This is a genomic window from Oscillospiraceae bacterium, assembly GCA_035380125.1.
Classification (GTDB): domain Bacteria; phylum Bacillota; class Clostridia; order Oscillospirales; family JAKOTC01; genus DAOPZJ01.
In genome coordinates, this window is record DAOSWV010000021.1 from 1 (window position 1) to 24051 (window position 24051).

Sequence of the window (24051 nt, forward strand, 5' to 3'; positions counted from 1 at the left end):
CGCGTTATTATCCCTGCAGAAAACAATGGTTTTATACAAAAACGGCGGCCTTTCGACCGCCGTTTTTGTATAGGAGAATTTTCATGAAGAAAAGTGTTGGTAATGTAAATTCTAAGAATGATAAGAACGCTATGTCAGAAACGTTCTTCTGAATCGTTTGCTGTGCAAACGATTTATTGACCTTTATCTTCGTACAGGGTGACGGTCAGGGTCAATGTATCAGTCAAACCGCCCTGCTTGCGGAAAATTGAAATCTTGATCTTATCCCCGGCCTCATGTGAACGGATAATCGAGACCATCTGCGATGTGGATGTAATGGCTTCTCCGTCGACGGCAGTGATAATATCACCCTCCCGGATACCCTGTGCAGCGGCATCGGTTCCGGCCGCAACCTCGACGACATATACGCTGCCGGGCAGATTGTTGGCCGTGACAATGTAATCCTCATACTGGCTGACGGTGATGCCGAGACGGACTCTGCCGGTGACATAACCGTTTTCGAGTAGATTTTGAACAATGGGAAGTACCTCATCGGACGGGATCGCAAACCCGATGCCCTCGTAATCAATATCGGCAATCTTGGAGGAAACCAACCCGATCACCTGTCCGCTCAGGTTGCACAGCGGACCGCCGGAATTGCCGGGGTTGACGGCTGCGTCAAACTGAAGCAGTGTATTATATCCTGCCAGCGAGCTCTCACGCTGTTTGCCCGAGAGAACGCCGAACGTAAGCGAGCTGGAGAGCTGTTCACCACCCGGGTTACCGACCGCCAGCACGAACTGGCCGACGCCGGTGTCATCACTTGAACCGAATTCCACAGGCGTCAAACCGGTGGCGTTAATTTTAAGAACCGCGATATCGGTATTGGCATCATAAGCGGCGATAGTCGCCTCATAAGTGCTGCCGTCGTTGGTGGTAACGGTAATGCTGTTGCAGTCTTCAACCACGTGATAACAGGTCAAAATATAGCCGTCTTCCGAAATGATCATCCCCGTGCCCTCGGCATATACTTCAATGCTGCTCAAAACATAGGTCTTAATGCCGACCACCGATTGCACAACCTTGTCATATGCCTCTTCCACCGAGAGGTTATTTTCGCTTTCACGGGTGATTAAGGTGTCAAGCGTGACGTTGGGTGAGCTGACGGTGCTTCCGGTGTTGTCGATCGGTGTGCTAACGGTAGAATTGCCTGCGTTATTGCCGTTGAGCGCACCTGCAATACCGATAGCCGAGCCGATCATTACCAAACAGGTAATGACTGCAATCACCGAAATAAAAATCTTACTGCCCTTGGAGAGTTTCTTGCCCGAATCCTTGTGATCTTTGGGACCCTGCGGCTGCTGCTGCGGAATGTAATAAGGTTGTTGAACCGGAGGCTGTGATTGCTGGGGCTCCGGCTGCGAATCCGCCAAAAAATCCGTTGCAGGAGCGCTGTCGGGCTCAGGGACCGGTTCAGACACCGGAGTCGAATTGATCGGATTCACCGAATCCGCCGAATCCGAAGGATTCGAGGTCATATTCTCATCCGGCTTTTTGGGTTCCTGCGGAAGGCTCCCGCCGTTGTTTTCTTCAAAAAAGGCCATCTGTCATACCTCCGAAAAGATTTTTGACTTCCGTCGCGGGTTTATGCGCTTCGCGTATCCTTTTCCCGGCGCTTGAAAACGCCCCGCATACGTTGTATAATGGAATTATCACGCTGCTTTGTGATGTCAATGTGATAAAAAAATAATGTTTTGCTTTGGAGAATGTAAAATGAAAGTCGGAATCGTCGGTCTGCCGAATGTCGGAAAAAGCACGCTGTTTAATGCGATCACCAACGCGGGCGCTCAAGCGGCCAATTATCCGTTCTGCACCATTGAGCCGAACGTCGGCGTCGTGGCCGTACCGGACAAGCGTCTCGACGCACTCGCGAAAATTTATAATCCTGTCAAAATCACGCCCGCCGTCATTGAATTCCTCGATATTGCGGGGCTGGTGCGCGGTGCTTCAAAGGGCGAGGGACTGGGCAACAAGTTTCTGGCCAACATCCGTGAAGTTGACGCCATTGTGCAGGTCGTGCGCTGTTTCGACGACACCGAAATTGTCCATGTTGAGGGCAGTGTTGATCCGATGCGCGACGTCGACATTATCAACCTCGAACTGATCTTTGCCGATCTCGAATTGGCCGCCCGCCGCGAAGACAAAGCCCGCAAGAACGCCAAAGGTGACAAGAAATATGACATCGAAGCCGACTTTTTCATGCGGCTTTCCAAACACCTCGAAGACGGCAACCCCGCTTATTCGTTTGAGACCTCGGGTGATGACGAGGATTTTTGGCTGCACAACTCCGGTCTTTTAAGCAGCAAGCCGATGATCTATGCCGCCAACCTCGCAGAGGCCGATTTTAAATCCGAGACCGAAAACGCGGGCCTCGTCCGCTTACGCGAATTAGCGACGAAAACCGGAAGCAAAGTGCTGCCCATCTGTGCCAAACTCGAGGAGGAGATCACCGAACTCACCCCGGACGAAAAGCTGTTGTTTTTATCCGACCTCGGTATGGAAGAGTCGGGGCTCGATCGTCTGGTAGCCGAGGCCTACGATCTGCTGGGTCTGATCTCCTATCTCACCGCCGGGCAGCCCGAAGTACGTGCGTGGACCATCACAAAAGGCACCAAAGCGCCGCAGGCCGCCGGCAAAATCCATTCCGATTTCGAACGCGGCTTTATCCGCGCCGAGGTCATCGCTTACGACGAATTGATGAAACACGGCTCAATCGCGGCAGCAAAAGAGAAGGGATTAGTCCGCAGCGAGGGCAAAGAGTACGTCATGCAAGACGGCGACATCGTTCTTTTCCGCTTTAATGTGTGATTTCCCTTCTCTTCCAGAGAAGGAGCTTGTCCGCAGCAATCGCCTGACGGCGAAAGCAAAGAGTACGTCATGCAAGACGGCGACGTCGTTCTTTTCCGCTTTAATGTGTGATTTCCTTTCTCTTCCAGAGAAGGAGCTTGTCCGCAGCAATCGCCTGACAGCGAAAGCAAAGAATACGTCATGCAGGGCGGCGACGTCGTTCTTTTTAATGTGTGATCCGTTGTAGGGAACGGCCATTGGCCGTTCCAAACCCTGCGAGAAGACAGAGATGAAAGAGCAGAGGGCAGAAATCTTGTATGAAGAACCTCGGCCGCCCAACGAAATCGTTTTGTTTCATTCCGCTCAATTCCGGCAGCCCGACGCCGTCTGGAACGATCTCGGATCGCATCCATTCCGTTTCGAACCTACGGACGCGTACATTTTACATATTTAAAAATCGTACCAAAGTGTGAAGCGCGCGCTATGTGGTTAATGGCACGCAGATTTTATAACGCGTTTGGGACGCGGGAACCATAAGTTCCCGATAGCAACATTGCCGCGCGGAAAATCCGCCCTTTTCCGAAAAATCCCTTGCTACAAAAACGTCAATATGGTATAATTTTAACGGTTAAATAACATCAACCGAGACCATTATGAAATGCCTAATATGAAAGGATGACCGTAAAAATGGCAGACAACGATCAAAGAGCAGCCGCATTGCAGACGGCGCTGGCCAAAATCCAAAAACGCTTCGGTAAAGGCGCCATCATGAAACTCGGCGACAGCGGCGACAAAAAGATCGACGTGATCTCCAGCGGTTCCCTGAACCTTGATATCGCACTCGGTGTCGGCGGCATTCCGCGCGGCAGAATCATCGAAATTTACGGGCCCGAATCTTCGGGTAAAACCACGCTTGCGCTGCACGTCATCTCCGAGACCCAAAAGGCCGGCGGTCAGGCGGCTTTTATCGACGCGGAACACGCGCTCGACCCGTCCTATGCCAAAGCCCTCGGCGTCGATACGGACAATTTGCTGATTTCCCAGCCCGACGACGGCGAACAGGCGCTCGAAATCACCGAACAGCTGATCCGCTCCGGCGCGGTTGATACCATTGTCATCGACTCGGTTGCTGCTTTGGTTCCGCGCAACGAGATCGAGGGCGACATGGGCGACGCCACGATGGGCATGCACGCCCGTCTGATGAGCCAGGCCATGCGCAAGATCGCAGGTGTCACCTCCCATAATAATTGTATTGTCGTCTTCATCAACCAGCTGCGTGAAAAAGTCGGCGGTTACGGCAACCCCGAGACCACGACCGGCGGCCGCGCGTTGAAGTTTTACGCCTCCGTGCGCATTGATGTCCGCCGCAGCGACGCCATCAAAGACGGCACCGTCGTTGTCGGCAACCGCACCAAGGCCAAAGTGGTTAAAAACAAAGTCGCACCGCCTTTCCGCGTCGCCGAATTTGATATCATGTACGGCAAGGGCATTTCAAAAGAAGGCGAAGTGCTTGATAATGCCATCAATTTCGAAATCATCCAAAAAGCGGGGACTTGGTTTTCCTTTAAAGGAAACCGTCTCGGTCAAGGGCGCGATAATGTCAAAGAAATGCTTTCCAACGACAAAGAACTCTTTGACGAAGTGTATAATCTCGTTCGCGAGGAAATCAAAAAAGGCGCGGTTGATTCAAAATTAGAACCGAAAGGCGGCATAAAGGCCGTTTCCGCCGAAACTGACGACGATTCTGACGAACCGGTCAAACCCAAGAAACGGGTAGATATCGACATCACAGTCGACGATGAATAAGCTCTCGTTTCAAAAACAAAAACATAATTTAATTGTCACCGTCGACGATGAGCCGTTTTTCACCGCTTACGCACCGGTCGTGCGCAAACAGGACTATTCCGACGGCGACGAACTCTCCGACACCGAGCTTTCCAACTTCCGCCGCCGCTGTCTGACCGAGGACTATTTACGGCGCGCTTATTATTTCCTCGGTCTCAAGGACTATTCCAAGGCGGGACTCTGCAAAAAACTCGGCGACGATGCGGAAATCGCGCAGGTCGTGGTCGACGGTCTCGAAAGCGACGGTTACCTCGACGACAGCGCCTACGCCGCCCGCAGAGCCCAACAATTGATCACCGGCAAAAAGATGTCGGAACGAACGGCGGTTTATACCTTGATTTCAGAGGGTGTCGATTCCGAAACCGCACGAAATGCGATTGATGACCTCGACAGCAATCCCGCAGAGCGGATCACCGCTTTGCTCGAAGGCCGATACCGCCTGAAACTGCAAAAAGAAGACGGCCCCAAAAAGGTCGCTCAGGCGCTTTTACGTCTCGGCTTTCGCTGGGACGACATCAAAAGCGCCCTGACCCAATACACGAACGGAGAACTTGAAAATGGCGATTAATACCGCGCTTGTAACCCTCGGGTGTGCCAAAAACCTCGTGGATGCCGAACGTATCTTATACAAATTGTATATTAACGAATTTAATATACTCCCCGATGTTACCAACGCCGATGTGGTGATCGTCAATACCTGTGCATTTATTGACGATGCCAAGCAGGAGGGCATCGACACGATCCTCGAATACGCCGCACTCAAAAAAGAAGGACGTATTAAAGGCATCGTCGTGACGGGCTGCATGGCGCAGCGCTACGCCGAGGAGATCAAGGCCGAACTGCCCGAAGTCGACTGCATCATTTCGCCCGGACATAATAGCGATATCTGCGAGGCCATCAAAGCGGCCGCAGCGGGTAAAAAACTTTACAAAATCAACGAACCCGAAAAACTCGAACTGACCGGCGACCGTATCCGCTCAACGCCGGACGGTTGGGCGTACTTAAAAATCGCCGACGGCTGCGACAATCGCTGCAGTTATTGCACGATCCCGTTTATCCGCGGTGCGTTTCGTTCTGTGCCGATCCCGGAACTGGTCACCGAGGCCAAAGAGCTCACCGACGGCGGCGTCAGCGAACTGATTTTAATCGCACAGGACACGACCCGTTACGGCGAAGACCTTTACGGAAAGCAGGCACTGCCCGAGTTGGTTGAAAAACTCTCCGAAATCGAGGCGCTCAAAAAAATCCGCATCATGTATCTCTACCCCGATCGCATCAGTGACGAAATTATCGATTGTTTTGCCAATAATCCCAAGGTCGTCAAATATATCGACCTGCCGTTGCAGCACGCCGACGAAAAAGTCCTGAAACTGATGAATCGGCGCGGAAACGACAAAACCCTTTTGGCATTGATCAAAAAACTGCGCGAACGCGTTCCCGGCGTAACCCTGCGTACCACCGTAATGGTCGGTTTCCCGGGAGAGAATAAAAAAGCGTTTGATACGTTGCTGTCATTCGTGAAAAAAGCGAAATTCGACCGCCTCGGTTGCTTCATTTTCTCTCCGCAGGACGGCACGCTCGCGGCGTCCCTGCCCGATGCCTGTGCCGAACGCACCGCCAAAAGCCGCATGAAACTGATTATGCTCACGCAAAACGAAATCATGGAGCAAAAAAACCGCGAGAAAATCGGCCAAACCGTCGAAGTACTGGTCGAAGGTTATGACCGCTGGGCGGAACGTTGGTTTGGGCGCAGCGACGCCGACGCCCCGGAAGTCGACGGCAAAGTGTTCTTCAAAGGCAAAAATCTAAAACCCGGCGATCGGGTAAACGTCAAAATCACCGAGGCAATTGACCTCGATCTGGTCGGAGACCTCTCCGAAAATTGATTTCAAACGCGAATCTCTGAAAAAGGCGGCTTTACTGCGATGGAAACAAAAAAAGAAAAAATGAATCTGCCCAATAAACTGACGATGTTTCGCATCTTCTGCGTCCCGTTCTTTCTGTTTTTCCTGTTGATCAACGACATCCCGCTGAATATCCTCTGGGCGGGTATTATCTTTGCGATTGCGATGGTCACCGACCTGCTCGATGGCAGAATCGCCCGTAAATACAATCTCATAACCGCGTTCGGCAAGTTCTGGGACCCGCTGGCCGACAAGCTGATGACCCTTACGGCGCTGATCGGCATCGCCGCACTCGACGGCTCCGCCATTTTGCCGACGGTCGTGGCCTGTGTGGTGCTGTGGCGCGAGTTGATCGTGACCGGCCTGCGGTTGGTCGCGGCGGGCGGCTCGGGAAAAGTCATCGGAGCCAACATCTGGGGCAAACTCAAAACCACCTTCCAGTGCATTTATATCGGCTTCGAATTGTTCGCGATGTTTTTCACCGACAATCTTCGGCTTCCGGAAAAAAGCGCTTTTTACGCCGACACGTTCCAGCCGATTTTCAACATCGTCATCATGGTCACCGGCATCATTATGATTGTTCTGACCATCTGGTCGGGCTGGACGTACTACCGGGACAATCGCGAAGCGCTCAAAATATAAGCGGCCGTGTCCGACGAATAATTCCCCTCTATGGAGGGGTGGCATGGACATCTATGATGTTCATGCCGGGGTGGTTCAAGAATTTATAATTAAAAATATTTACTCTCTGCACATTGCACTCGAAAGGACGGTCATACCCTATGTTCAAAATCGGTATTGTCGGCTCGGACAACTCCCATGCCGACGCATTCTCCAAACTGCTCAATGTCGGATTCGATCCCAACGACGAACAAGCCAAACTTCTCTGCCCCGATCTCAAGGCCTCGGGCAATGCGGTGTTCCCGTTCCCGAATTACAAGGTCACGGCGATCTTCGGTACCGACGAAAAGCGCAATAAAGAAGTCGCCGAAGTCGGCAAGATCCCCTATATCGCCAAAACCCCGGAAGAACTTTTTGACAAAGTCGACGGCGTGATGGTGGTCTGGCGGCACGGCGGCCTGCACGCCAAATACGCGCTGCCGTTCATCGAAAAAGGCATGCCGACCTGGATCGACAAACCGTTCACCATCGACCCGAAAGACACCGACGCGATCTTTGCCGCAGCCAAAAAGAGCGGCGCGGTTGTCGCGGGCGGCTCGACGGTCAAATATGTCCCTGCAATTCTGGACTGCAAAAAGACGGTCGAGGCGGCCGGCGACCAGTTCAAGGGCGGCTCGATGACCTACGCGGTCTCGATGGAAAACGATTACGGCAACCTGTTTTTCTATAGTCAGCATCTGGTCGAGTGCGCACTCGAGGTGTTCGGCTACGGCGTCAAGAGCGTCTTCGGCGCTGCCGACGGCAAAAACGCCACCGCGATTTTGAAATATGCCGATAAGGATTGCGTCCTGCATTTTGTCAGCGAAAACTACCGTTACCGCGTGATGATGCACCTCGGCAAAGAGACCGATTACCGCGATTTCGATATCCCCGGCAGCTATTTCTACGGCTTCTCGGAATTCGCCAAAGCCATCGAGGCAAAAAAGACATTACTCTCCGAAGCCCATATGAAAGAAGCCGTCAACGTCCTCTGGGCCATCGACCAATCCATCAAAACGGGCAAAGAAATCACATTATAAATTGTAGGGGCGGGAAATATCCCGCCCTTATATTAATATGAATAACGAGATGTAAAAGCACTGTATTTTCATTTACTTTTTGCTTTAGCGGGCGGATATTATCCGCCCCTACATTATTATATTTATCCATGACAAAGGAGCGAAACATGTTTACGCCCATCGGAACCGTCAAATGTCCTGTGACTGAAAAAGTCGATTACAACTGGGGAACCGTCATTTCAGAAATCATCCTTGCCCCCGAATATGAAAAGGGGTTGACCGGCTTAGCCGAATTCAACCATGCGATCATCGTTTTTCATTTGAACGAGGCCAAATACATCCCCGAAAAGCACCTTGTCCGCAGGCCGCAGGGACGCGAAGATATGCCCATGGTCGGCATTTTCGCCCAGCGCGCCAAAGACCGCCCAAACCCCATCGGCATCACCGCCGTGGAGATCATCGCCGTCAGCGGAAACATCCTTACGGTCAAAGGCCTCGACGCCATCGACGGAACCCCCGTGCTCGACATCAAGCCCTATTACCCGCAGTACGATAAAAAAGACGCCTCCACCCCGAAATGGGTGGAAACGCTGATGGAAACTTACTTTTAAAATGGCATCCTAATAATTCCCCTCTATGGAGGGGTGGACGCGAAGCGGACGGGGTGGTCATAACAAGAGTGCCTATTTTATAAATACTGCCTGCCGGTCAAAAACCGCCACAGCGCCACATATTTGAACACCGGCCATTCGTGCTTCGAGGCGGCCTCGTAATACCGCCCGCTGCAGGTGAACAATAACCCGCTCGAACGGTAGCTGCCCATTCGGCTGATGTCCGACAGCAAAAAGGTCTCCGTCTTTTCTCCGTCGGCCAGTTCCAACCGGTCGCAGTAAAGTTGGACCTGCGCGTTTTCCATCAAAACATGGCGCCGTTTTCTGCCGGAGGTCTCGAGCAATTTCATCCCTTTGCGCGATTCCCCGTCGTCAGCGGTAATCCGTGCGGTGCTGTCCTGCTTCCAAATCGGAACCTGCTCTTTGATATATTCCCGCTGCCATAAATCCCAGTCCAGCACATTGTCGAATACCACATGTTCGCCTGCAAAGAATCCGGTCTCTCCGAGCGTCACCTTGTACCCGCAGGAGCAGAAATAGTCGTTTTTTTCACTCCGCATCGTCCCGACGCCGTGGCATTTCGGGCAGATATACAGCGCGTTTTCCAATCCCTCGGCAAACGCTTTCCCGCGGTAAACTTTCGGGTTTTTCCGCTGTTCCTCATAGGCGTTGACGTATAAATCTCTCGCAATCGCCGCGTTGATCTCTTCGACGCTCATCTTGTCAAGTTCTTCGCGGGTGTATTCGCGCACGACTTTGCCCTCGGCGGGGCCTCTTCGGCGGTGTTTCGCCCACACCGGATAGCACAAATACCCGCCCGTGATGCGGCAGGTAATCAGCCCGCCGGTGCTCTCTTTCACCAGTTCCCCGGTGCGCGGCGAAAAATAGCCGCTCTGCCCGTTGATCGAAACGACCCCCGCGGGGAACATCGCCACGCGGATCCCGAGCCGCAGGTTGGTTTTGATATACTCGACCGTATCGTCCGCGCTTGCGGCTTTTTTACGCGGAATGGGGTTGACCAAAAAAGAGACCAATTTTCCCGCAGGCCCCGCAGTCAGCTGCTCGGTCGCCACGAATCGGATATAGCCGGAAAAAATCAGCGACGCCAAAAACGGATCGTTATCGTTGGTGTGGTTGACCAGCAGCAAAAACGATTTTTCTTTGGGCGTATATTTTTCAAACCGATAGTTGAATTTCCATTTGATATAGATCCCCAGCGTGTGCCGGAAAAATTCCTGCATCACCTTGTTGCGCGCCAGTCCCTTGGTCCAGCGGTCCTCGTCGTATCGGTTTTGCGCGATATCGGCCATGTTAAAAATCCCCCTTGTTCCGATACAAGCATTATATCATCCGGTGTATATCATGGCAAGTTCCGCATGCACATTTTTCGTCTTTGCGTGATTTTCCATTCATCGTATAAATCGTAAAATGGCATTGTCAAATTCCGCACCATCTGTTATACTGGACTCAAGTTCTTAACGGAGGTATTTTTATGAGCAAACTGGCATTCTTAGGCGGCCCGAAAACCGTCACGCTTGATCCGACCGAAGCTCTGCGTTGGCCGATCTACGGCGAAGAAGAAGAAAAAGCGGTTTTGGACGTGCTGCACCGCTCAGCCATGAGCGGCACGGATATCACAATCAAATTTGAGAACGAATTCGCCAAGTGGATGGACATGAAATACGCCGTCGGCTACAGCAGCGGCACCATGGCGCTTGCAGCGGCGATGTTTTCCATCGGCCTCGGGCGCGGAGACGAACTGATCTGCCCGTCGCTGACCTATTGGGCCTCCTGCATTCAGGCGTACTTATTCGGTGCAACGCCGGTTTTCTGCGATATCGACCCCGACACCCTCTGCCTCGACCCGGCCGATTTTGAACGCCGCATCACCCCGAATACCAAGGCGGTCATGGTCGTGCATTATCTCGGCCATCCGGCGGAAATGGATGCAATCATGGCCATCGCCAAGAAACATAACGTCAAGGTCATCGAAGACGTCTCACACGCCCAGGGCGGTATGTATAAGGGCAGGATGCTCGGCACGTTCGGCGACGTCGCCGCCATGAGCCTGATGAGCGGCAAGTCGTTCGCCATCGGCGAAGCGGGTATCTTTGTCTGCAATGACCGAAAGTATTACGAGCGTGCATTGGTCTACGGCCACTACGAGCGCAACAACCCCGAAAACGTTACCGATCCCGACCTGATTCCGCTGGTCGGTCTGCCGCTCGGCGGGCTCAAAGGCCGCGTACACCAGATGTCCTCCGCCATCGGGCTTGTACAATTAAAATATTACGACGAACGCTGCAAAGAAATTCGCAAGACGATGAATGAATTTTGGGATCAGCTTAAGGGCGTTCCCGGTGTCCGCGCCCACCGCGTCGATGAAAAAACCGGTTCAACCATGGCCGGATGGTATTACGCCCACGGATTATACAAAGCCGAAGAACTCGGCGGACTCCCGATCGCTAAATTCTGCGCGGCTGTCCGCGCCGAAGGCGTACCCGATCTCAACCCGGGCGCCAACCGCCCGCTGCACACACATCCGATGATGCAGACCGCCGACCTCTATCACGACGGCAAACCCACCCGCATTGCCTTCACAAAGACCGACGTGCGTGAAGCAACCGCTTCCCTTCCGGTCGCCGCCGCCATCAACAGCCAAATCTATTCCGTCCCGTGGATGAAGAAATATGACAAAGCACTCATCTATCAGTTCGCTGCCGCCATCAAAAAGGTCGCCGCCAATTACAAAGAACTGCTGGCCGACCCGACCGAGTTCCCCGAACCCGCCGGCGTCTGGTTCACCTTTGGTGCTAAGAAACCCGAGAAATGATCATCGACCTCTCGCATAAACTCACGGATCATACCCCGGCCTATCCCGGCGATCCGCCTTTCCGGCTGACAAAGCGCGAGGGAACGACCGGTTATATCTCCTATGAAATCGGCGGATGCCTGCACAACGGCACCCATGTCGATCTGCCGATGCATTTGCTTTTCGGCAATACGACCTGCGCCGATATCCCACTCGACCGCTTTTACGGCGACGGGCAGGTGTTCGACGTGCGCGGAAAATCCGTGATTACCGCATCCGACTTTGAACTGAAACCCGGATATATTCCGCTGTTTTTCACCGGCTGGGATAAACGCTTCGGCAAACCCGAATACTTCACGGCCCATCCCGCTCTTGATATGACCGCCGCCGAAAAATTGGTTTCCTCCGGCGTGAAACTCATCGGTCTGGATTTTCCGTCTCCCGATGCTCTTCCGTTTACGGTGCACCTGTATTTGCTCGAACACGATATCTGCATCGTCGAAAACCTGACGGGTTTGGAACAACTGCACGGGCCCTTCAAATTCAACGCCTTTCCGCTTCCGCTCGAAGCCGAGGCCTCGTTTGTCCGCGCCGTCGCGATTTTTTGAAATGTAGGGGCGGATATCATCCGCCCGCAACGAAAAGCCATACAAATATTCACTTATAAAAACCCTGCCGCAGCCAATGGCTGCGGCAGGGTTTTTGTCTTGATTATTCTTCGATTAAATTAACTTCATCGATTTTTCCGTCCGTTTTGATCTTAAACGATTTAATTTCGCACGGGCTGAACGAGGCCTTGATTTCGGCACCGAGCCACGGCAGTTTCACGCAGGCATCGCCGCCTTTTCCGTTGCACTCATACAGCCGCACGATCACGCCGTCTTCCTCTTCCGCCTGTTTCAGCGACGACAAAATCACATTTTCATTGTCAATTTCGACGCCGCCGAGTGTCTGCGGCAGCGTGCCCTTGTGGTAGGTCTCCATGACATGCACCGCAGGACTGTTGAATTCCCATGCCCGCCGAACAACTCCGGCGTCGGCAAACGAACCCGCATACGGCTTGATGATATATTTGAACTCGTGCTCACCCTGTTCCTGATAATCGCACAAATCGTCGCGCCCGCTTCCGCCGAAATGATCGGCATAAATCGCGCCGCGCACCACAGTCAGTCGGATTTCGCCCTCTTTGACGTCATAGGCGTATTTCCCGTCGTTCAAAATCGCAAGGCCGCGCGTTTCGTCCTCAACCGCAGCCCAACACTGTGCCGGCTGCTCTTTTCCGTCGGACCGTTTGGTGATAAACCCGTAAGGGATTTCGAATACCGCTTTCGAATCAACGGCTTTGGTCTCGAACGCGAGCTTGAGCAGCTTGTGCTTCTCTTTCCAGAAAAGCTTTGCGTCCACTTCGATATCTCTGCCGTCGGCATAAAGCGTGAACATCTGTGTGAGTTCGCTGGCGGAGCCGTAAGCCGATCTGACCATCACTTTTGCGCGAACCGGCCCGGTCTCGATCACACGGATTTCGGTTTTTTCGAACGCGCCGATGTCGTTTCGGAACGTGAAAACGTTGTGTGCCCAGGTGTCGAGTTCGGTCTCGTCGACGACGACCGGTTTCGCACCGGCGCCCGCAAGCAGTTCCAGTCCCGAAACCTTGTCGTAAATGCTTTTTAAAAATCCGGTCTTATGGTCGAATTCGATGCGGATAAAGTTGTTTTCCATATAAAATTCGGTCGCTCTGAGCGGCAGCGGTTTTTCACCCGGTTTCGCCTCGTTCAGATACGCCCAGTAGGTGCGGTAGCCCATCGCCGGCAGATCGGCTTGGAAAATCACATTGCTTGCGTCGCCGGAGCTGTTAAGCTGCGGCCCGCGCACTTTTTGAAACAGCTTCCCGCCGCCCGTTTCGTCGGTCAGGCCGGCGAGGTCCTTTCGGTTGATCTGCACCGTTGCACGCACCGGCCAGGACAGCGGGTTGTATACGACGACCGGAACACCTTTATTTTCGATCTCCCAGAGTTTCCAGTCGTTATCCTTCGATAAAAACCGAACGCCCTTGTCGGTATCAATCGCCCAGGAGATTTTCTGCAGCGCCATGTTGTAGGTCTCGGAAGCGATGGTGAGCGCCTCGCCGTAAAAATCCCGAGAATCACTGTATGCAGGCTTGATGGAGCAGCCGCCCATAATGTCATGGAACTGATTGAACAAAACCTTTTCCCAGGCCTTTTCAAGCCGCAGATTGTCATATTTCAATCCGAGTTTGCGGTTGGCCAGAACGGCGCATTTCTCGGCGGCCATCAAGGTCTGTTCTGATTTACGGTTCAGATATTTGGTCTCGGTGTGCGTCGAATAGCAGCCGCTCGCGTGGTGCTGCAAATCGCCTGTCAGCACGGGCAGCGGTTCGCACTCGGCTTTTTTCATCACCTCGTCGAAATATTGATCCGGCGTGGAGATGATATATTCAACCGGCCGGTCCTCTTCCTGCGCTTTGTGCAGCCGCTCAATATTGCTGATGGTCGGACCGCCGCCGTGATTCCCGACGCCGAAAAAAGCCATCGATTCGCTCCGCCCGCTCTTGACGGCGATATCCTCGATGATCTTCAGCTCGTTTTCGTTGATGTCGCTGCCATATCGGGTCGGAATATGAAATGTCGGCAGTCGGGTACCGTCGATACCTTCCCACAAAAACGGAATGCCGTCCGCGAACGGATATTGTTTTTCTGCTCCATTGTGCGGCCGCATCATGATGTAGGCCTCAATACCGCTCTTGTGATACAGCTGCGGCAGATTGCCGTTGTGACCGAACGAGTCGACGTTGTAGCCGACCTTTGCCTTTACGCCGAGTTTCTTTTCGAAATAGCGCTGGCTGTATAACGCATGACGCGCAAAGCTCTCACCCGAGGGAATATTGCAGTCGGGCTGAATCCACTGACCGCCGACCACGCACCATTTCCCCGCCTTGACGGCGGCCTTGATTTTTTCGAACATCTCCGGTTCGGACTCTTCAATCCACTGATAATACGCGGCGCAGGCCGTGGTAAAGATAAAATCATCGAACTGGTCAATTCGGTCAAGCGCGCTCTGAAAGGTCGCCTTGATTTCGGCATAACCCTCCTGCCAGCGCCACAGCCAGACGGGGTCAAGATGCGCATTCCCGATCAGATGCACGCGTGGTTTTTGGTTTTTCATTTCTGTTGTCCTTTCACCGCAAAAATTCATCATTCCTAATTATAAGGAAAACCCACAGAAAATCAAGAGCAAAATAAAAACAGCGCGGCAAATGCCGCGCTGTCTGAAAATATGCTTCAATTATTCCTTGGAAATCGTGATGCCGTTCACACCCATCGTGCTGGCGATCTCGATTTTATAACCCGCTGCGTTATAGGCGGTATAAGAGACCACCGCAATACCGAAAGCCGACTCATCGGTTGTCGTCGCATCAACCGTAAAGCCCGTTTCCTTCACTTGCTCAATATAGGCACGCACCTGATTTAAATCGGTACTGGTGAACGAGACATAGAACGAATCCTCACTTGTAACTGCACCGAGCAGTTCGCCGAAATCGGGCTTGGGCACCAGACGGGTGAACTCGTTATCCGGCCATTCCCCACCGAATTGTGTGATGTTCGTACCGTCTTCGTCAGAATATACCCATGTGCCGTCAGCATTCTGGGTTGTGACGGAGCCGTCTTCATAAGCGAACGAGGTGCTGCCGTCGGCGTTAAACGTCACGGTGCATCCGGACAGTGCGGCTTGTTGGATGAACGACGCTTTTTCCTCAGCGGTCATCTGCCCGTAAATCGTATCGCTTCCCGAATAATCATAATTTTCATCATAACTGTATTCGGGTTCGGAATATTCATCGGGTTCGGAATAGGTGCTTTCGGCAAAATCCGAAGCAATGCTTTCGGCTTTGGAAATGGCCTTGCCGAGTAAACCGCAGCCGGGCAACATCAGTATCAGAGCAAGCGCGAGAATGAGAGACAAAAGTTTTTTCATATCGTGTTCCTCCTGTTAAAATATTTGTGACAAATCCAAACAACTTCAGTATTATATCACAAAGCGTCCTTTATGAAAAGAGTTTTTCTCAATCCTGCCATACTTTCCGTTTAAAAAGCTCAGCGATATCCCCAAGCAGACGCAATGCACTTTCGCGTAATTCATCGGGATAGAGGTTGAGCGCGCCAAAGGTCTCAAAACTCAGATTACCCTCGTAACCGCTATCGTGCAGCCCCTTGCAAAAGCGATCCCAAATGATATTACCCATATAGGGCGCGATGTGCTCGTCATCCACACCGTGGTTATCGTGAATATGCAGTGTCTCCAACCGGTTGCCGAGTGTCATGATATATTCATATTGATCCACACCAATCAAATTCAAATGACCTGTGTCCAGGCAAAAGCCGAACAGCCGCTCTCCTGCGATTTCATTCAGCTCATCAATTATAGTGATCGTCTCGTGCATATCCGAACAAATTCCCGCATAAATCTTCTTTTTCTCCGAGTCATACCGGAACATATTTTCCAAACAACCGATCACTTTATGTTTCTTCAGATAGGGCATCAGCTCGGTATACAATTTGATATTGGCCTCGTGTTCGCGCTCTTTGGACAGCGGTGAGCGGGCGTTCCCAACAAATCCGGGATGAACGATCATCCGGGGGCATTCGCAGAATTCGCACATCTCGATACTCTTGACGATTGCCGCAAACACATTCTTGCTGGCCTTTCCGTTTCCGTCGACCCAAGAGGGAAACGGCGCGTGCATCTGTGCGAATTCGACACCGTTTTCGCGCGCCGCGTCGCGAACCTCGGTCATAAACGGAATCAGATTTTCATCTTTAAACTTTTCCGCGGGTTTTCCGCTCATAATCTCGCTCCCGGAATACAGTTGGTCGATGTTGTAATCCACCGCGTCGAACCCGGCCCGTTTGATGGCGGCAAAACCCTCTTTCAGCCCCATCACCTCGGTAATCCGGGCGCTCTGCACGCATTTTTTCATAGTCAATTTGCTTTCCTCCCGCATTGCGTTTTTATTATTCCGTAACCCGACGCTTAAAGTATTCGGCGGTGTCACCCAACAGGTTCAATACACTCTCGGCCATTTCAGGCGGATAAATCCTGACCGCGCCGAAGGTCTCAAAACTCAAATTCCCTCGGTAATTTATCGCTCTGAGACCCTCAAAAAACCGTTCCCAAATGATGTTGCCCATATAAGGCGCAAGATGTTCATCCTCTGTGCCGTGGTTGTCCTGGATATGCAGGGTCTCCAACCGATCACCGAGCGCCGTGATGAATTCATATTGATCGGCGCCGATCAGATTCAGATGACCGGTGTCCAGGCAAAATCCGAACCGCCTTTCGCCTGCAATATCATTGAGTTCATCAAGCAAAGCATTTGTATCGTGTATATCGGAGCATGCCCCCGCATAAATCCGCTTTTTCTCATAATCCCGTAAAAACAAATTTTCCAAACAGCCGATCACATTGTATTTTTTCAAATACGGAATCAACACCGAATAAAATTTGACATTGGTTTCGTGTACGCACTTTTTTGACATCGGCGCACGGGCGCCCGGAATAAAAGCCGGATGAATGATCAACCGCGGACATCCGCAGAATGCACACATCTCAATACTTTTGACAATCGTCGCAAAGATATTTTCATTGATTTCAGTTTCCCCGTCCATCCAAGTCGGAAACGGCGCGTGCATCTGCCCGAACGCGATTCCGTTTTCCTGCGCGGCATTGCGAATCTCGGTCATAAACGGAATCAAATTCTCGTCTTTAAAATTTTCCGACGGCTTCCCGCTCAGCATTTCATTGCGGGTAAACAGCAAATCTATATTATAATCCACCGCATCGAATCCGGCCTTTTTAATCGTGGCAAAACCCTCTTTCGGTCCCTTCACATCGGTGATCAAAGCGCTTTGGATACATTTTTGCATGATCGATTTGTTCCTCCTGAATTTTATACGTCATTATTCCCTGATTCGTTTTAAAAAATAATCGGCCGTATCGCCCATCAATCTTAATACGCTCTCCAGCAAGTCGGGCAAATAAATTCCGACCGCACCTCCGGCTTCGAAACTCAGATTGCCCTTGTAATCGACGGCCTTTATCCCCTCAAAGAAACGCTCCCAGATTGTCGTACCCATATACGGCGCGAGATGTTCATCTTCCTCACCGTTATTGTCTTGAATATGCAGCGCTTCCAACCGGTCACCGAGTGCTGTGATGAATTCGTATTGATCCGCTCCGATCAGGTTCAAATGCCCGGTGTCCAGACAAAACCCGAACCGCCGCTCACCTGCCAAAGCGTTGAGTTCATCGAGCAGCGCATTTGCCTCGTGTACATTTGAACACACCCCCGCATAGATCCGGTTTTTCACATGATCCCGCAAAGGCATGTTCTCCAAACATCCGATCACATTATGTTTTTTCAAATATGGAATCAACGCCTCGAACAGTCGGAGGTTGATCTCATACGAAGCGGTTGCGGACAGCGGATTTCGCGCATCCGGGATATAAACCGGATGGATGACCAGCCGCGTACAGCCGCAGAATTCGCACATCTCGATGCTTTTGACAATCGTCTCAAAGATATTTTCGGTAATCGCCGGTTCGCCGTCAATCCAAGACGGAAACGGCGCATGCATCTGCCCGAATTCGATGCCGTTTTCACGGGCTGCATCGCGCACCTCGGTCATAAACGGAATCAAATTTTCGTCTTTGAAACGCTCCGACGGTTTCCCCGTTAACATCTCTTTGCGGGAAAACAATAAATCAATGCTGTAATCCACCGCGTCGAATCCGGCTTTTTTAATTGCTGCAAATCCGGCTTTCGGTCCGAGCGTGTCGATAATTTTCACGGTTTGTATACTCTTTTTCACACCGGCACCTCCGCGCTTAATGATTCATTATACCACCCCAAGCGCTTGATTGACAACCGCAGAAAAGCCGAATATAATTGAATCAATCCGTTTTATGCTCACCGAATAAAACATTCCGTATATATATTCATTGTTTATCCGATACGGAAATTTCATTTGCGAGGTGTCTTATGTCTTTCGAACTCAAATTCCTCGGTACCGGTGCCGCCGACTTTTCTCCGGAACTCGAAACCACCTATAAAAACCGTTTTGACGACGATGTGCGGCGCTGTTCGTCGGTGTTGGTCGACGGGCATATTCTTATCGACTGCGGCCCGCATACAGACGATGCGCTGCTCATTGCAAAGACGCCGCTTTCAGACATCACCGACATCTTTTTGACCCACCTGCACGACGATCACTTCCGCCCGGAAGCCGTCTCGATGCTTCTCATGTCGGGCGCTAAGCCGCGCATCTGGTGCCGTGCCGATGCGACCTTCAAATTCCCGGGCGCGCATGTCATCGGCATCATACCCGAAACCGAATACGACTGCTGCGACACCACGGTCAGTGCAGTCATGGCCAACCACGACGCGTTTCCACTGCATTATATCTTCAAGCGCGGCGGCAAAAAGTTTTTCTACGGCTGCGACGGCGCATGGATGCTGCACCAAAGTTATTATTATCTGAAAGACGCCGCCTTCGACGCGATGATCCTCGACGCGACGGTCGGTGATTATGACGGCGATTACCGCATGGCGGAACACAATAGTATCCCGATGATCCGCATGATGTTAAAATCATTCGCTACTTTCGGCATCACAACGCCCGAAACCAAAATCTATCTCTCCCATATGTCCCGAACGCTGCACCACGACACCCACGCCGAACGCACCGCCCGCCTCGTCCCCGAGGGCATGATTCCCACCTGCGACGGCATGACGATTCAGATATAAAACGATCCTCTCAAGAAAGGGAACGGTTTCATTATGAGAAAGGCCATCCATATTTTTACGGTTCTTTTTGCGGTTTTGATGTTATTTTACACCGGGTGCGGTAAAAATGTCGGGACACCGATCTCCACCGAGAATCTTGAAAAATGGGGGCTCGGCGAAAATGAGACCCGCTATGTCTGCAACGGCCGGGATTACGAGTGGTATGTTGACCAATACGATTCCGGAACCCACAGCAAAATGAACTGTGGTCCGGCCTGCTGTGTCATGGCTGCTAAATGGTACGACAAAAATTTCTCCGAAACCGTCGAAGAAGCGCGTGCGCAATTCATTTTATCAGGGAAAGGTTGGACTGCAAAAGTGATGGGGTCTTACCTCAAGCAGAGCGATATTCCTTTCTCTTATGAAAAAGCAAGCGTTTTCTCTTTTAAAAAGGAACTCAATCAAGGCAATATTCTCATACTTTTGCTGGACATGGAATACATCTCCGCCGATTTCAGTTCGGAGCAGCGCATCAATAAATACGGTATCAACAACAGCAACCATTACATAATCGTCAAAGGGTATCGGGTTATCGATGGCACCACTTATTTTGAAGTCTATGACCCCAACACATGGGATAGGTTCTTTCCCGACGGTTCACCCAAGGGGAAGGATCGTTACTTTCTGGCAGGAGAAGTGGTCACCGCCGTGAAACAGCTCTGGAAATATTACATCGTCATCTCCGCCCCTGATTAATAATTCAATACGACTTTTAAAAAATACCCCGCAAGCAGATTAAAATCCTGCACACGGGGTATTTTTATCGATTATATATACAATATGTATTATTTTATTGCTTTTTCACAATCACACCGCCGGTTTTATAGATGCTGCCCTCGGGGATCACCCCGCGCACGCATGACAGCGGATAGATGTTGGTGTTACGCCCGATGACCGTTCCCGGGTTCAACACGCTGTTGCAGCCGACCTCGACGAAATCACCCAAAATCGCACCGAGTTTACGCCGTCCTGTCGCAAGGCATTCGCCGCCGTCCTTGACAACCACGTCGGTCTTGTCGCTCTTGACGTTCGAAGTGACCGCGCCCGCGCCCATATGCGCCTTATAGCCCAAAATCGAATCGCCGATGTAATTGAAATGCGGCACCTGCACATTATCGAATAAAATCACATTTTTTAATTCCGTTGAATTGCCGACTACACATCCGTCTCCGACCAGCGCGCTGCCCCGGATAAACGCACACTGCCGCACCTCGGTCTTATGCCCGATGATGCACGGTCCCTTGACAAATGCCGATCCGAATATCACGGCATCTTTCGCGATCCAGACGTCGGGCTGCGGGTGATCATACTCATTCTCCGGCAAAAACGCGCCGATTTCGAGGATAAAGCTTTTCAGCTTGTCAAGCGCTTCCCAGGGATATTCAACGCCCAACAGCAACGGTGCGGCTTTTGTCTTGGTCAAATCGAGCATGTCAACGGTTTTACAGTTCATCTTTCATCCCTCCGCTAAAGCTGTCATCCTGAGGAGCGTGTTTTGGAAACACGCAACGAAGGATCTCGCAAACAAGAATCTTCCCGGAGACGCGGTTACGCCAACATCCCCGCACCTTCGATGGCACCGATGATGCCGTCCACCAGTTCCTCGCAGACCTTTGCGTCCGACGCCTCCGCCATCACGCGCAGCACCGGTTCGGTACCGCTCTTGCGCAGCAGGACACGTCCGCTGTCGCCCAGTTGTGCCTCAGCTTTCGCCACCGCCTCTTTCACCGCTGCGGCATTCAGTGCCGCGTCCTTGTCTTTGACACGGACATTTTTCAGCACCTGCGGGTATTCAACCATCGGTTCGGTCAGTTTGGAAAGCGGCGTTTTGTTCTCGAGCATCGTCTGCATCACTTTGATGGCCGTAATAATCCCGTCGCCGGTGTTGGCATATTTGCGGAAAATGATATGCCCCGATTGTTCACCGCCAATCAGATGGCCGTTTTTGACCATGTTTTCATAGACATATTTGTCGCCGACGGCGGTTTTCTCATACCCGATGCCCAGCTTATCGAGCGCCTTATACAGCCCGAAATTCGACATTACGGTCGTAACGACTTTGGAATCGCCCAGCTGTTCAAACTTTTTCATGCTGGCCGCGCAAATGTACATGATTTTGTCGCCGTTGACGACTTCCCCGTTTTCATCCACCGCAAGACAGCGGTCGGCGTCTCCGTCAAAGGCGAATCCGATATCCAACCCGTTGCCGACGACAAATTTCCGCAAACCATCAATGTGCGTCGAGCCGCAGTTTCGGTTGACGTTCAAGCCGTCCGGTGTGTTGTTGATAACGTAAGTATCGGCGCCCAGCGCGTCAAAGACGCTTTTTGCAATCATCCAGGTGCTGCCGTTGGCGCAATCCAGACCCACCTTTTTGCCCCTGTATGAATTGACTGCCAGCGAAATTAAATATCCGATATAGCGGTTTCTGCCCGCATAATGGTCGATGGTGCGCCCGATCTTCTCACCGGTAGCATACGGCAGCCGGGGGATCTCGCCGTCGATATAACGTTCGATCTCGGCCTCGATCTCGGCGTCCATCTTTTCACCGTTTCGGTTTAAAAGCTTGATGCCGTTGTCCTGAAACGGATTGTGGCTTGCGCTAATCATAATACCGCAGTCGAAATCCTCGGTGCGCGCCACATACGAGACACTCGGCGTGGTCGTTACGTGCATGATATACGCGTCCGCACCGGCCGCAGTGATCCCCGAACACAGTGCCGCCTCATACATATAACTGCTTCTGCGCGTGTCCTTGCCGATCACAATGCTGCATTTGTGCTCACGTCCGAAATACCAACCCAGATAATTGCCGATCAAAAAGGCGTGATCTACAGTCAGGCCGACGTTGGCCTCTCCGCGAAATCCGTCTGTTCCGAAATACTTGCCCATTGGCACTCTCCCTCTTCATGATTATATTTTTTCAATTTACATCATGGATTTATAAAGTGTTCCGGCGATTTCGCCGATATACCGATTGTACCGCCTTTTCATGTGTTTCTTCGCACCGGACGGTGAAACTTTCAAGATGATCTTATAATTTCTTTGCCGCCGATTTGTCCAAATACACTTCCACAAACGGATGCAACTGCAGCACCGAAGCCGGCACTTCAGGTGTTACTTCGCCTAAAAACGCCTGCTTTACGATGTCTGCTTTATCTTCGCCCAACGCGATAAAAATGATCTTTTTCGCGTTCATCACGGTTTTAATGCCCATCGTGATTGCATGCGTCGGCACCTCATCAACGGAAGAGAAAAACCGCTTGTTGGCTTCCCTTGTCATCTCAGTCAGTTTGACGTGGTGGGTTTTGCTGCCGAACGGCGTTCCCGGCTCGTTGAAGCCGATATGCCCGTCGTTTCCGATGCCCAGCAGCTGCAGATCAATCCCGCCTGCCGCCTCAATCGCCTCATCATAAAGCGGTGCGGCGTCGATGTCCATTCCGGACGGCACATGGGTGTTGCTTCGCGCAATGTCGATTTTGGAAAACAGATTTTCGTCCATGAACCGGCGGTAGCTCTGTTCTTCGATTCCTTTCATCCCGGCGTATTCGTCGAGATTAAATGTTTTGGCCTGTTTGAAACTGATTTCCCCTGTTTTGTACAGCCGCGCCAACTCGTTATACAGCGTCAGCGGCGTCGATCCTGTGGCGAATCCAAGCACCGCGTCGGGCTTCTCGCGCAGCAGCGTTATGTATTTTTTTGCGGCTGCGCGCGCGATATTTTCAGGGGTATCAACGAATAATTTCATGAATCAACGTCCTCCGAAACGGATTTTTAAAATCCGTGTTTTCACACCTCCCTATTATATTCGAAACCCCTCCATTTTGCAACCGGCGGATGAGATACCCGCATGCGGCTAAAGCCGCTTGCAATACGCACCGCCATCATGGCGGTTTCAAACGCGTCTTGAAATCTGCGTTCCGTTCACCCGATAGCGCGCGCTTCCATACTTGGTGATTGTCTTGTAGGGAGCGACGACCTCGTCGCTCCGACGGGCAGTACCCGCTCACAAACGCGAAGCAGAATCTGCGAATTCTATCGCTACATAGCCGCGTTTCCCCACTCGTTTTTTCTCTGTAGGGAACGGTCTTGACCGTTCCGCCGTTATGACGCCGTTTTCATACGCGAAATAGAATCTGTTGATCTTTATAAAACGGGAAGAATATTTCGCCAGGAATATTCTTTAAGAGAAACGCTTTAAAGCGGTTCTTTCTATCCGCGCTGCCAACCTCGGTGATCTTCTATAGGGGCGGATATTATCCGCCCGCACTATAATCGAAGGGCGATTCACAATCGCCCGCATCGCAACCACAGGAGTATATCTGTGTATGTATTCAAAAAAATCCCCCTCTCTAAGGCGTCGACAGCGACGCCTTAGGGGTGGCACGGAGTGACGGGGTGGTCATTTTTCTACGACTTGCAATCGCCCGCATCGCAACCGTAGGGGCGGCCCCATGTGGCCGCCCGAAAATTCCCCCTTTTCGGTTATAAAAAATCGAGGCGGGGATTTTTC

The 24051-nt window shown here is 51.7% G+C and carries 20 protein-coding genes and 1 pseudogene; 11 read left to right on the forward strand and 10 right to left on the reverse strand.

The genetic code is table 11. The features are described 5' to 3' along the window. Positions 1-173: 173 nt before the first annotated feature. The gene (locus PK629_09305; protein HOP11671.1) at positions 174-1583 is read right to left on the reverse strand and encodes a trypsin-like peptidase domain-containing protein; all 1410 of its coding nucleotides are present in this window, start codon (positions 1581-1583) and stop codon (positions 174-176) included. Positions 1584-1752: 169 nt separating this feature from the next. Here PK629_09305 and ychF point away from each other — a divergent pair. The 7 genes and pseudogenes from ychF to tsaA all read left to right on the forward strand — a co-directional run bounded on the left by ychF (position 1753) and on the right by tsaA (position 8865). Beyond that, positions 1753-2958, forward strand: a pseudogene (gene ychF / locus PK629_09310) (redox-regulated ATPase YchF). Between the two features lie 555 nt (positions 2959-3513). Beyond that, entirely contained in the window at positions 3514-4632 is a 1119-nt protein-coding gene (gene recA, locus PK629_09315) for a recombinase RecA (protein HOP11672.1), read from the forward strand. Further along, positions 4625-5239 carry a regulatory protein RecX gene (locus tag PK629_09320; GenBank protein ID HOP11673.1) on the forward strand — a complete coding sequence of 205 codons (615 nt, stop codon included), beginning with the start codon at positions 4625-4627 and terminating at the stop codon, positions 5237-5239. Before recA ends, PK629_09320 begins: the two co-directional genes overlap by 8 nt. Next, the gene (rimO, locus tag PK629_09325) at positions 5229-6557 is read left to right on the forward strand and encodes a 30S ribosomal protein S12 methylthiotransferase RimO (protein HOP11674.1); all 1329 of its coding nucleotides are present in this window, start codon (positions 5229-5231) and stop codon (positions 6555-6557) included. Before PK629_09320 ends, rimO begins: the two co-directional genes overlap by 11 nt. A gap of 39 nt (positions 6558-6596) precedes the next feature. Beyond that, a complete protein-coding gene (gene pgsA / locus PK629_09330) occupies positions 6597-7217 on the forward strand; it encodes a CDP-diacylglycerol--glycerol-3-phosphate 3-phosphatidyltransferase (protein ID HOP11675.1) in 621 nt (206 codons plus the stop codon). A gap of 140 nt (positions 7218-7357) precedes the next feature. Then, positions 7358-8275, forward strand: coding sequence for a Gfo/Idh/MocA family oxidoreductase (locus PK629_09335; GenBank protein ID HOP11676.1), 918 nt, complete (start codon positions 7358-7360; stop codon positions 8273-8275). A 146-nt stretch (positions 8276-8421) separates the two neighbouring features. After that, positions 8422-8865 carry a tRNA (N6-threonylcarbamoyladenosine(37)-N6)-methyltransferase TrmO gene (tsaA, locus tag PK629_09340; protein HOP11677.1) on the forward strand — a complete coding sequence of 148 codons (444 nt, stop codon included), beginning with the start codon at positions 8422-8424 and terminating at the stop codon, positions 8863-8865. Between the two features lie 77 nt (positions 8866-8942). Here the strand turns inward: tsaA and PK629_09345 are convergent, their stop codons facing one another. Then, positions 8943-10175 (reverse strand): lysophospholipid acyltransferase family protein, encoded by a 1233-nt coding sequence (locus PK629_09345; GenBank protein HOP11678.1) that lies wholly within the window; start codon positions 10173-10175, stop codon positions 8943-8945. A gap of 182 nt (positions 10176-10357) precedes the next feature. Between PK629_09345 and PK629_09350 the strand changes: the two genes are divergently transcribed. Together PK629_09350 and PK629_09355 are read left to right on the forward strand one after the other, a co-directional pair. Continuing rightward, a complete protein-coding gene (locus PK629_09350) occupies positions 10358-11698 on the forward strand; it encodes an aminotransferase class I/II-fold pyridoxal phosphate-dependent enzyme (protein HOP11679.1) in 1341 nt (446 codons plus the stop codon). Further along, on the forward strand, positions 11695-12285 hold the full coding sequence (locus PK629_09355) for a cyclase family protein (GenBank protein ID HOP11680.1): 591 nt from the start codon (positions 11695-11697) through the stop codon (positions 12283-12285). Before PK629_09350 ends, PK629_09355 begins: the two co-directional genes overlap by 4 nt. 103 nt (positions 12286-12388) lie before the next feature. Here PK629_09355 and PK629_09360 read toward each other — a convergent pair whose 3' ends face one another. The 5 genes from PK629_09360 to PK629_09380 all read right to left on the reverse strand — a co-directional run bounded on the left by PK629_09360 (position 12389) and on the right by PK629_09380 (position 18564). Then, positions 12389-14860 carry a glycoside hydrolase family 38 C-terminal domain-containing protein gene (locus tag PK629_09360; protein ID HOP11681.1) on the reverse strand — a complete coding sequence of 824 codons (2472 nt, stop codon included), beginning with the start codon at positions 14858-14860 and terminating at the stop codon, positions 12389-12391. A 120-nt stretch (positions 14861-14980) separates the two neighbouring features. Continuing rightward, on the reverse strand, positions 14981-15670 hold the full coding sequence (locus PK629_09365; GenBank protein HOP11682.1) for a hypothetical protein: 690 nt from the start codon (positions 15668-15670) through the stop codon (positions 14981-14983). Between the two features lie 88 nt (positions 15671-15758). Next, positions 15759-16673, reverse strand: a complete 915-nt coding sequence (locus tag PK629_09370) for a sugar phosphate isomerase/epimerase (protein HOP11683.1) — start codon at positions 16671-16673, stop codon at positions 15759-15761. 34 nt (positions 16674-16707) lie between these two features. Continuing rightward, entirely contained in the window at positions 16708-17619 is a 912-nt protein-coding gene (locus PK629_09375) for a sugar phosphate isomerase/epimerase family protein (GenBank protein HOP11684.1), read from the reverse strand. 33 nt (positions 17620-17652) lie between these two features. Further along, positions 17653-18564: a sugar phosphate isomerase/epimerase family protein gene (locus PK629_09380; GenBank protein ID HOP11685.1), complete on the reverse strand. Its 912-nt coding sequence runs from the start codon at positions 18562-18564 to the stop codon at positions 17653-17655. Positions 18565-18734: 170 nt separating this feature from the next. On the opposite strand from PK629_09380, the gene PK629_09385 reads away from it, so the two are divergent. Further along, positions 18735-19499 (forward strand): MBL fold metallo-hydrolase, encoded by a 765-nt coding sequence (locus PK629_09385; protein ID HOP11686.1) that lies wholly within the window; start codon positions 18735-18737, stop codon positions 19497-19499. A 33-nt stretch (positions 19500-19532) separates the two neighbouring features. Then, on the forward strand, positions 19533-20234 hold the full coding sequence (locus PK629_09390) for a hypothetical protein (GenBank protein HOP11687.1): 702 nt from the start codon (positions 19533-19535) through the stop codon (positions 20232-20234). Between the two features lie 94 nt (positions 20235-20328). Here PK629_09390 and PK629_09395 read toward each other — a convergent pair whose 3' ends face one another. The 3 genes from PK629_09395 to nagB form a co-directional block, all read right to left on the reverse strand. Further along, entirely contained in the window at positions 20329-20991 is a 663-nt protein-coding gene (locus PK629_09395) for a UDP-N-acetylglucosamine pyrophosphorylase (GenBank protein ID HOP11688.1), read from the reverse strand. A 95-nt stretch (positions 20992-21086) separates the two neighbouring features. Continuing rightward, the gene (gene glmM, locus PK629_09400; protein HOP11689.1) at positions 21087-22430 is read right to left on the reverse strand and encodes a phosphoglucosamine mutase; all 1344 of its coding nucleotides are present in this window, start codon (positions 22428-22430) and stop codon (positions 21087-21089) included. Between the two features lie 142 nt (positions 22431-22572). Beyond that, positions 22573-23286, reverse strand: coding sequence for a glucosamine-6-phosphate deaminase (gene nagB, locus PK629_09405; protein ID HOP11690.1), 714 nt, complete (start codon positions 23284-23286; stop codon positions 22573-22575). Positions 23287-24051: the final 765 nt, after the last annotated feature.

Bases quoted from the DNA above. Each gene is read 5' to 3' on its own strand.
- PK629_09350 (HOP11679.1), top strand. From the start codon at position 10,358: ATGAGCAAACTGGCATTCTTAGGCGGCCCGAAAACCGTCACGCTTGAT.
- PK629_09320 (HOP11673.1), top strand. From the start codon at position 4,625: ATGAATAAGCTCTCGTTTCAAAAACAAAAACATAATTTAATTGTCACC.
- PK629_09390 (HOP11687.1), top strand. From the start codon at position 19,533: ATGAGAAAGGCCATCCATATTTTTACGGTTCTTTTTGCGGTTTTGATG.
- PK629_09365 (HOP11682.1), bottom strand. From the start codon at position 15,670: ATGAAAAAACTTTTGTCTCTCATTCTCGCGCTTGCTCTGATACTGATG.
- PK629_09305 (HOP11671.1), bottom strand. From the start codon at position 1,583: ATGGCCTTTTTTGAAGAAAACAACGGCGGGAGCCTTCCGCAGGAACCC.
- PK629_09370 (HOP11683.1), bottom strand. From the start codon at position 16,673: ATGAAAAAATGCGTGCAGAGCGCCCGGATTACCGAGGTGATGGGGCTG.
- PK629_09375 (HOP11684.1), bottom strand. From the start codon at position 17,619: ATGCAAAAATGTATCCAAAGCGCTTTGATCACCGATGTGAAGGGACCG.
- PK629_09395 (HOP11688.1), bottom strand. From the start codon at position 20,991: ATGAACTGTAAAACCGTTGACATGCTCGATTTGACCAAGACAAAAGCC.
- PK629_09360 (HOP11681.1), bottom strand. From the start codon at position 14,860: ATGAAAAACCAAAAACCACGCGTGCATCTGATCGGGAATGCGCATCTT.
- rimO (HOP11674.1), top strand. From the start codon at position 5,229: ATGGCGATTAATACCGCGCTTGTAACCCTCGGGTGTGCCAAAAACCTC.
- tsaA (HOP11677.1), top strand. From the start codon at position 8,422: ATGTTTACGCCCATCGGAACCGTCAAATGTCCTGTGACTGAAAAAGTC.
- PK629_09335 (HOP11676.1), top strand. From the start codon at position 7,358: ATGTTCAAAATCGGTATTGTCGGCTCGGACAACTCCCATGCCGACGCA.
- PK629_09355 (HOP11680.1), top strand. From the start codon at position 11,695: ATGATCATCGACCTCTCGCATAAACTCACGGATCATACCCCGGCCTAT.
- nagB (HOP11690.1), bottom strand. From the start codon at position 23,286: ATGAAATTATTCGTTGATACCCCTGAAAATATCGCGCGCGCAGCCGCA.
- recA (HOP11672.1), top strand. From the start codon at position 3,514: ATGGCAGACAACGATCAAAGAGCAGCCGCATTGCAGACGGCGCTGGCC.
- pgsA (HOP11675.1), top strand. From the start codon at position 6,597: ATGGAAACAAAAAAAGAAAAAATGAATCTGCCCAATAAACTGACGATG.
- PK629_09385 (HOP11686.1), top strand. From the start codon at position 18,735: ATGTCTTTCGAACTCAAATTCCTCGGTACCGGTGCCGCCGACTTTTCT.
- PK629_09345 (HOP11678.1), bottom strand. From the start codon at position 10,175: ATGGCCGATATCGCGCAAAACCGATACGACGAGGACCGCTGGACCAAG.
- glmM (HOP11689.1), bottom strand. From the start codon at position 22,430: ATGGGCAAGTATTTCGGAACAGACGGATTTCGCGGAGAGGCCAACGTC.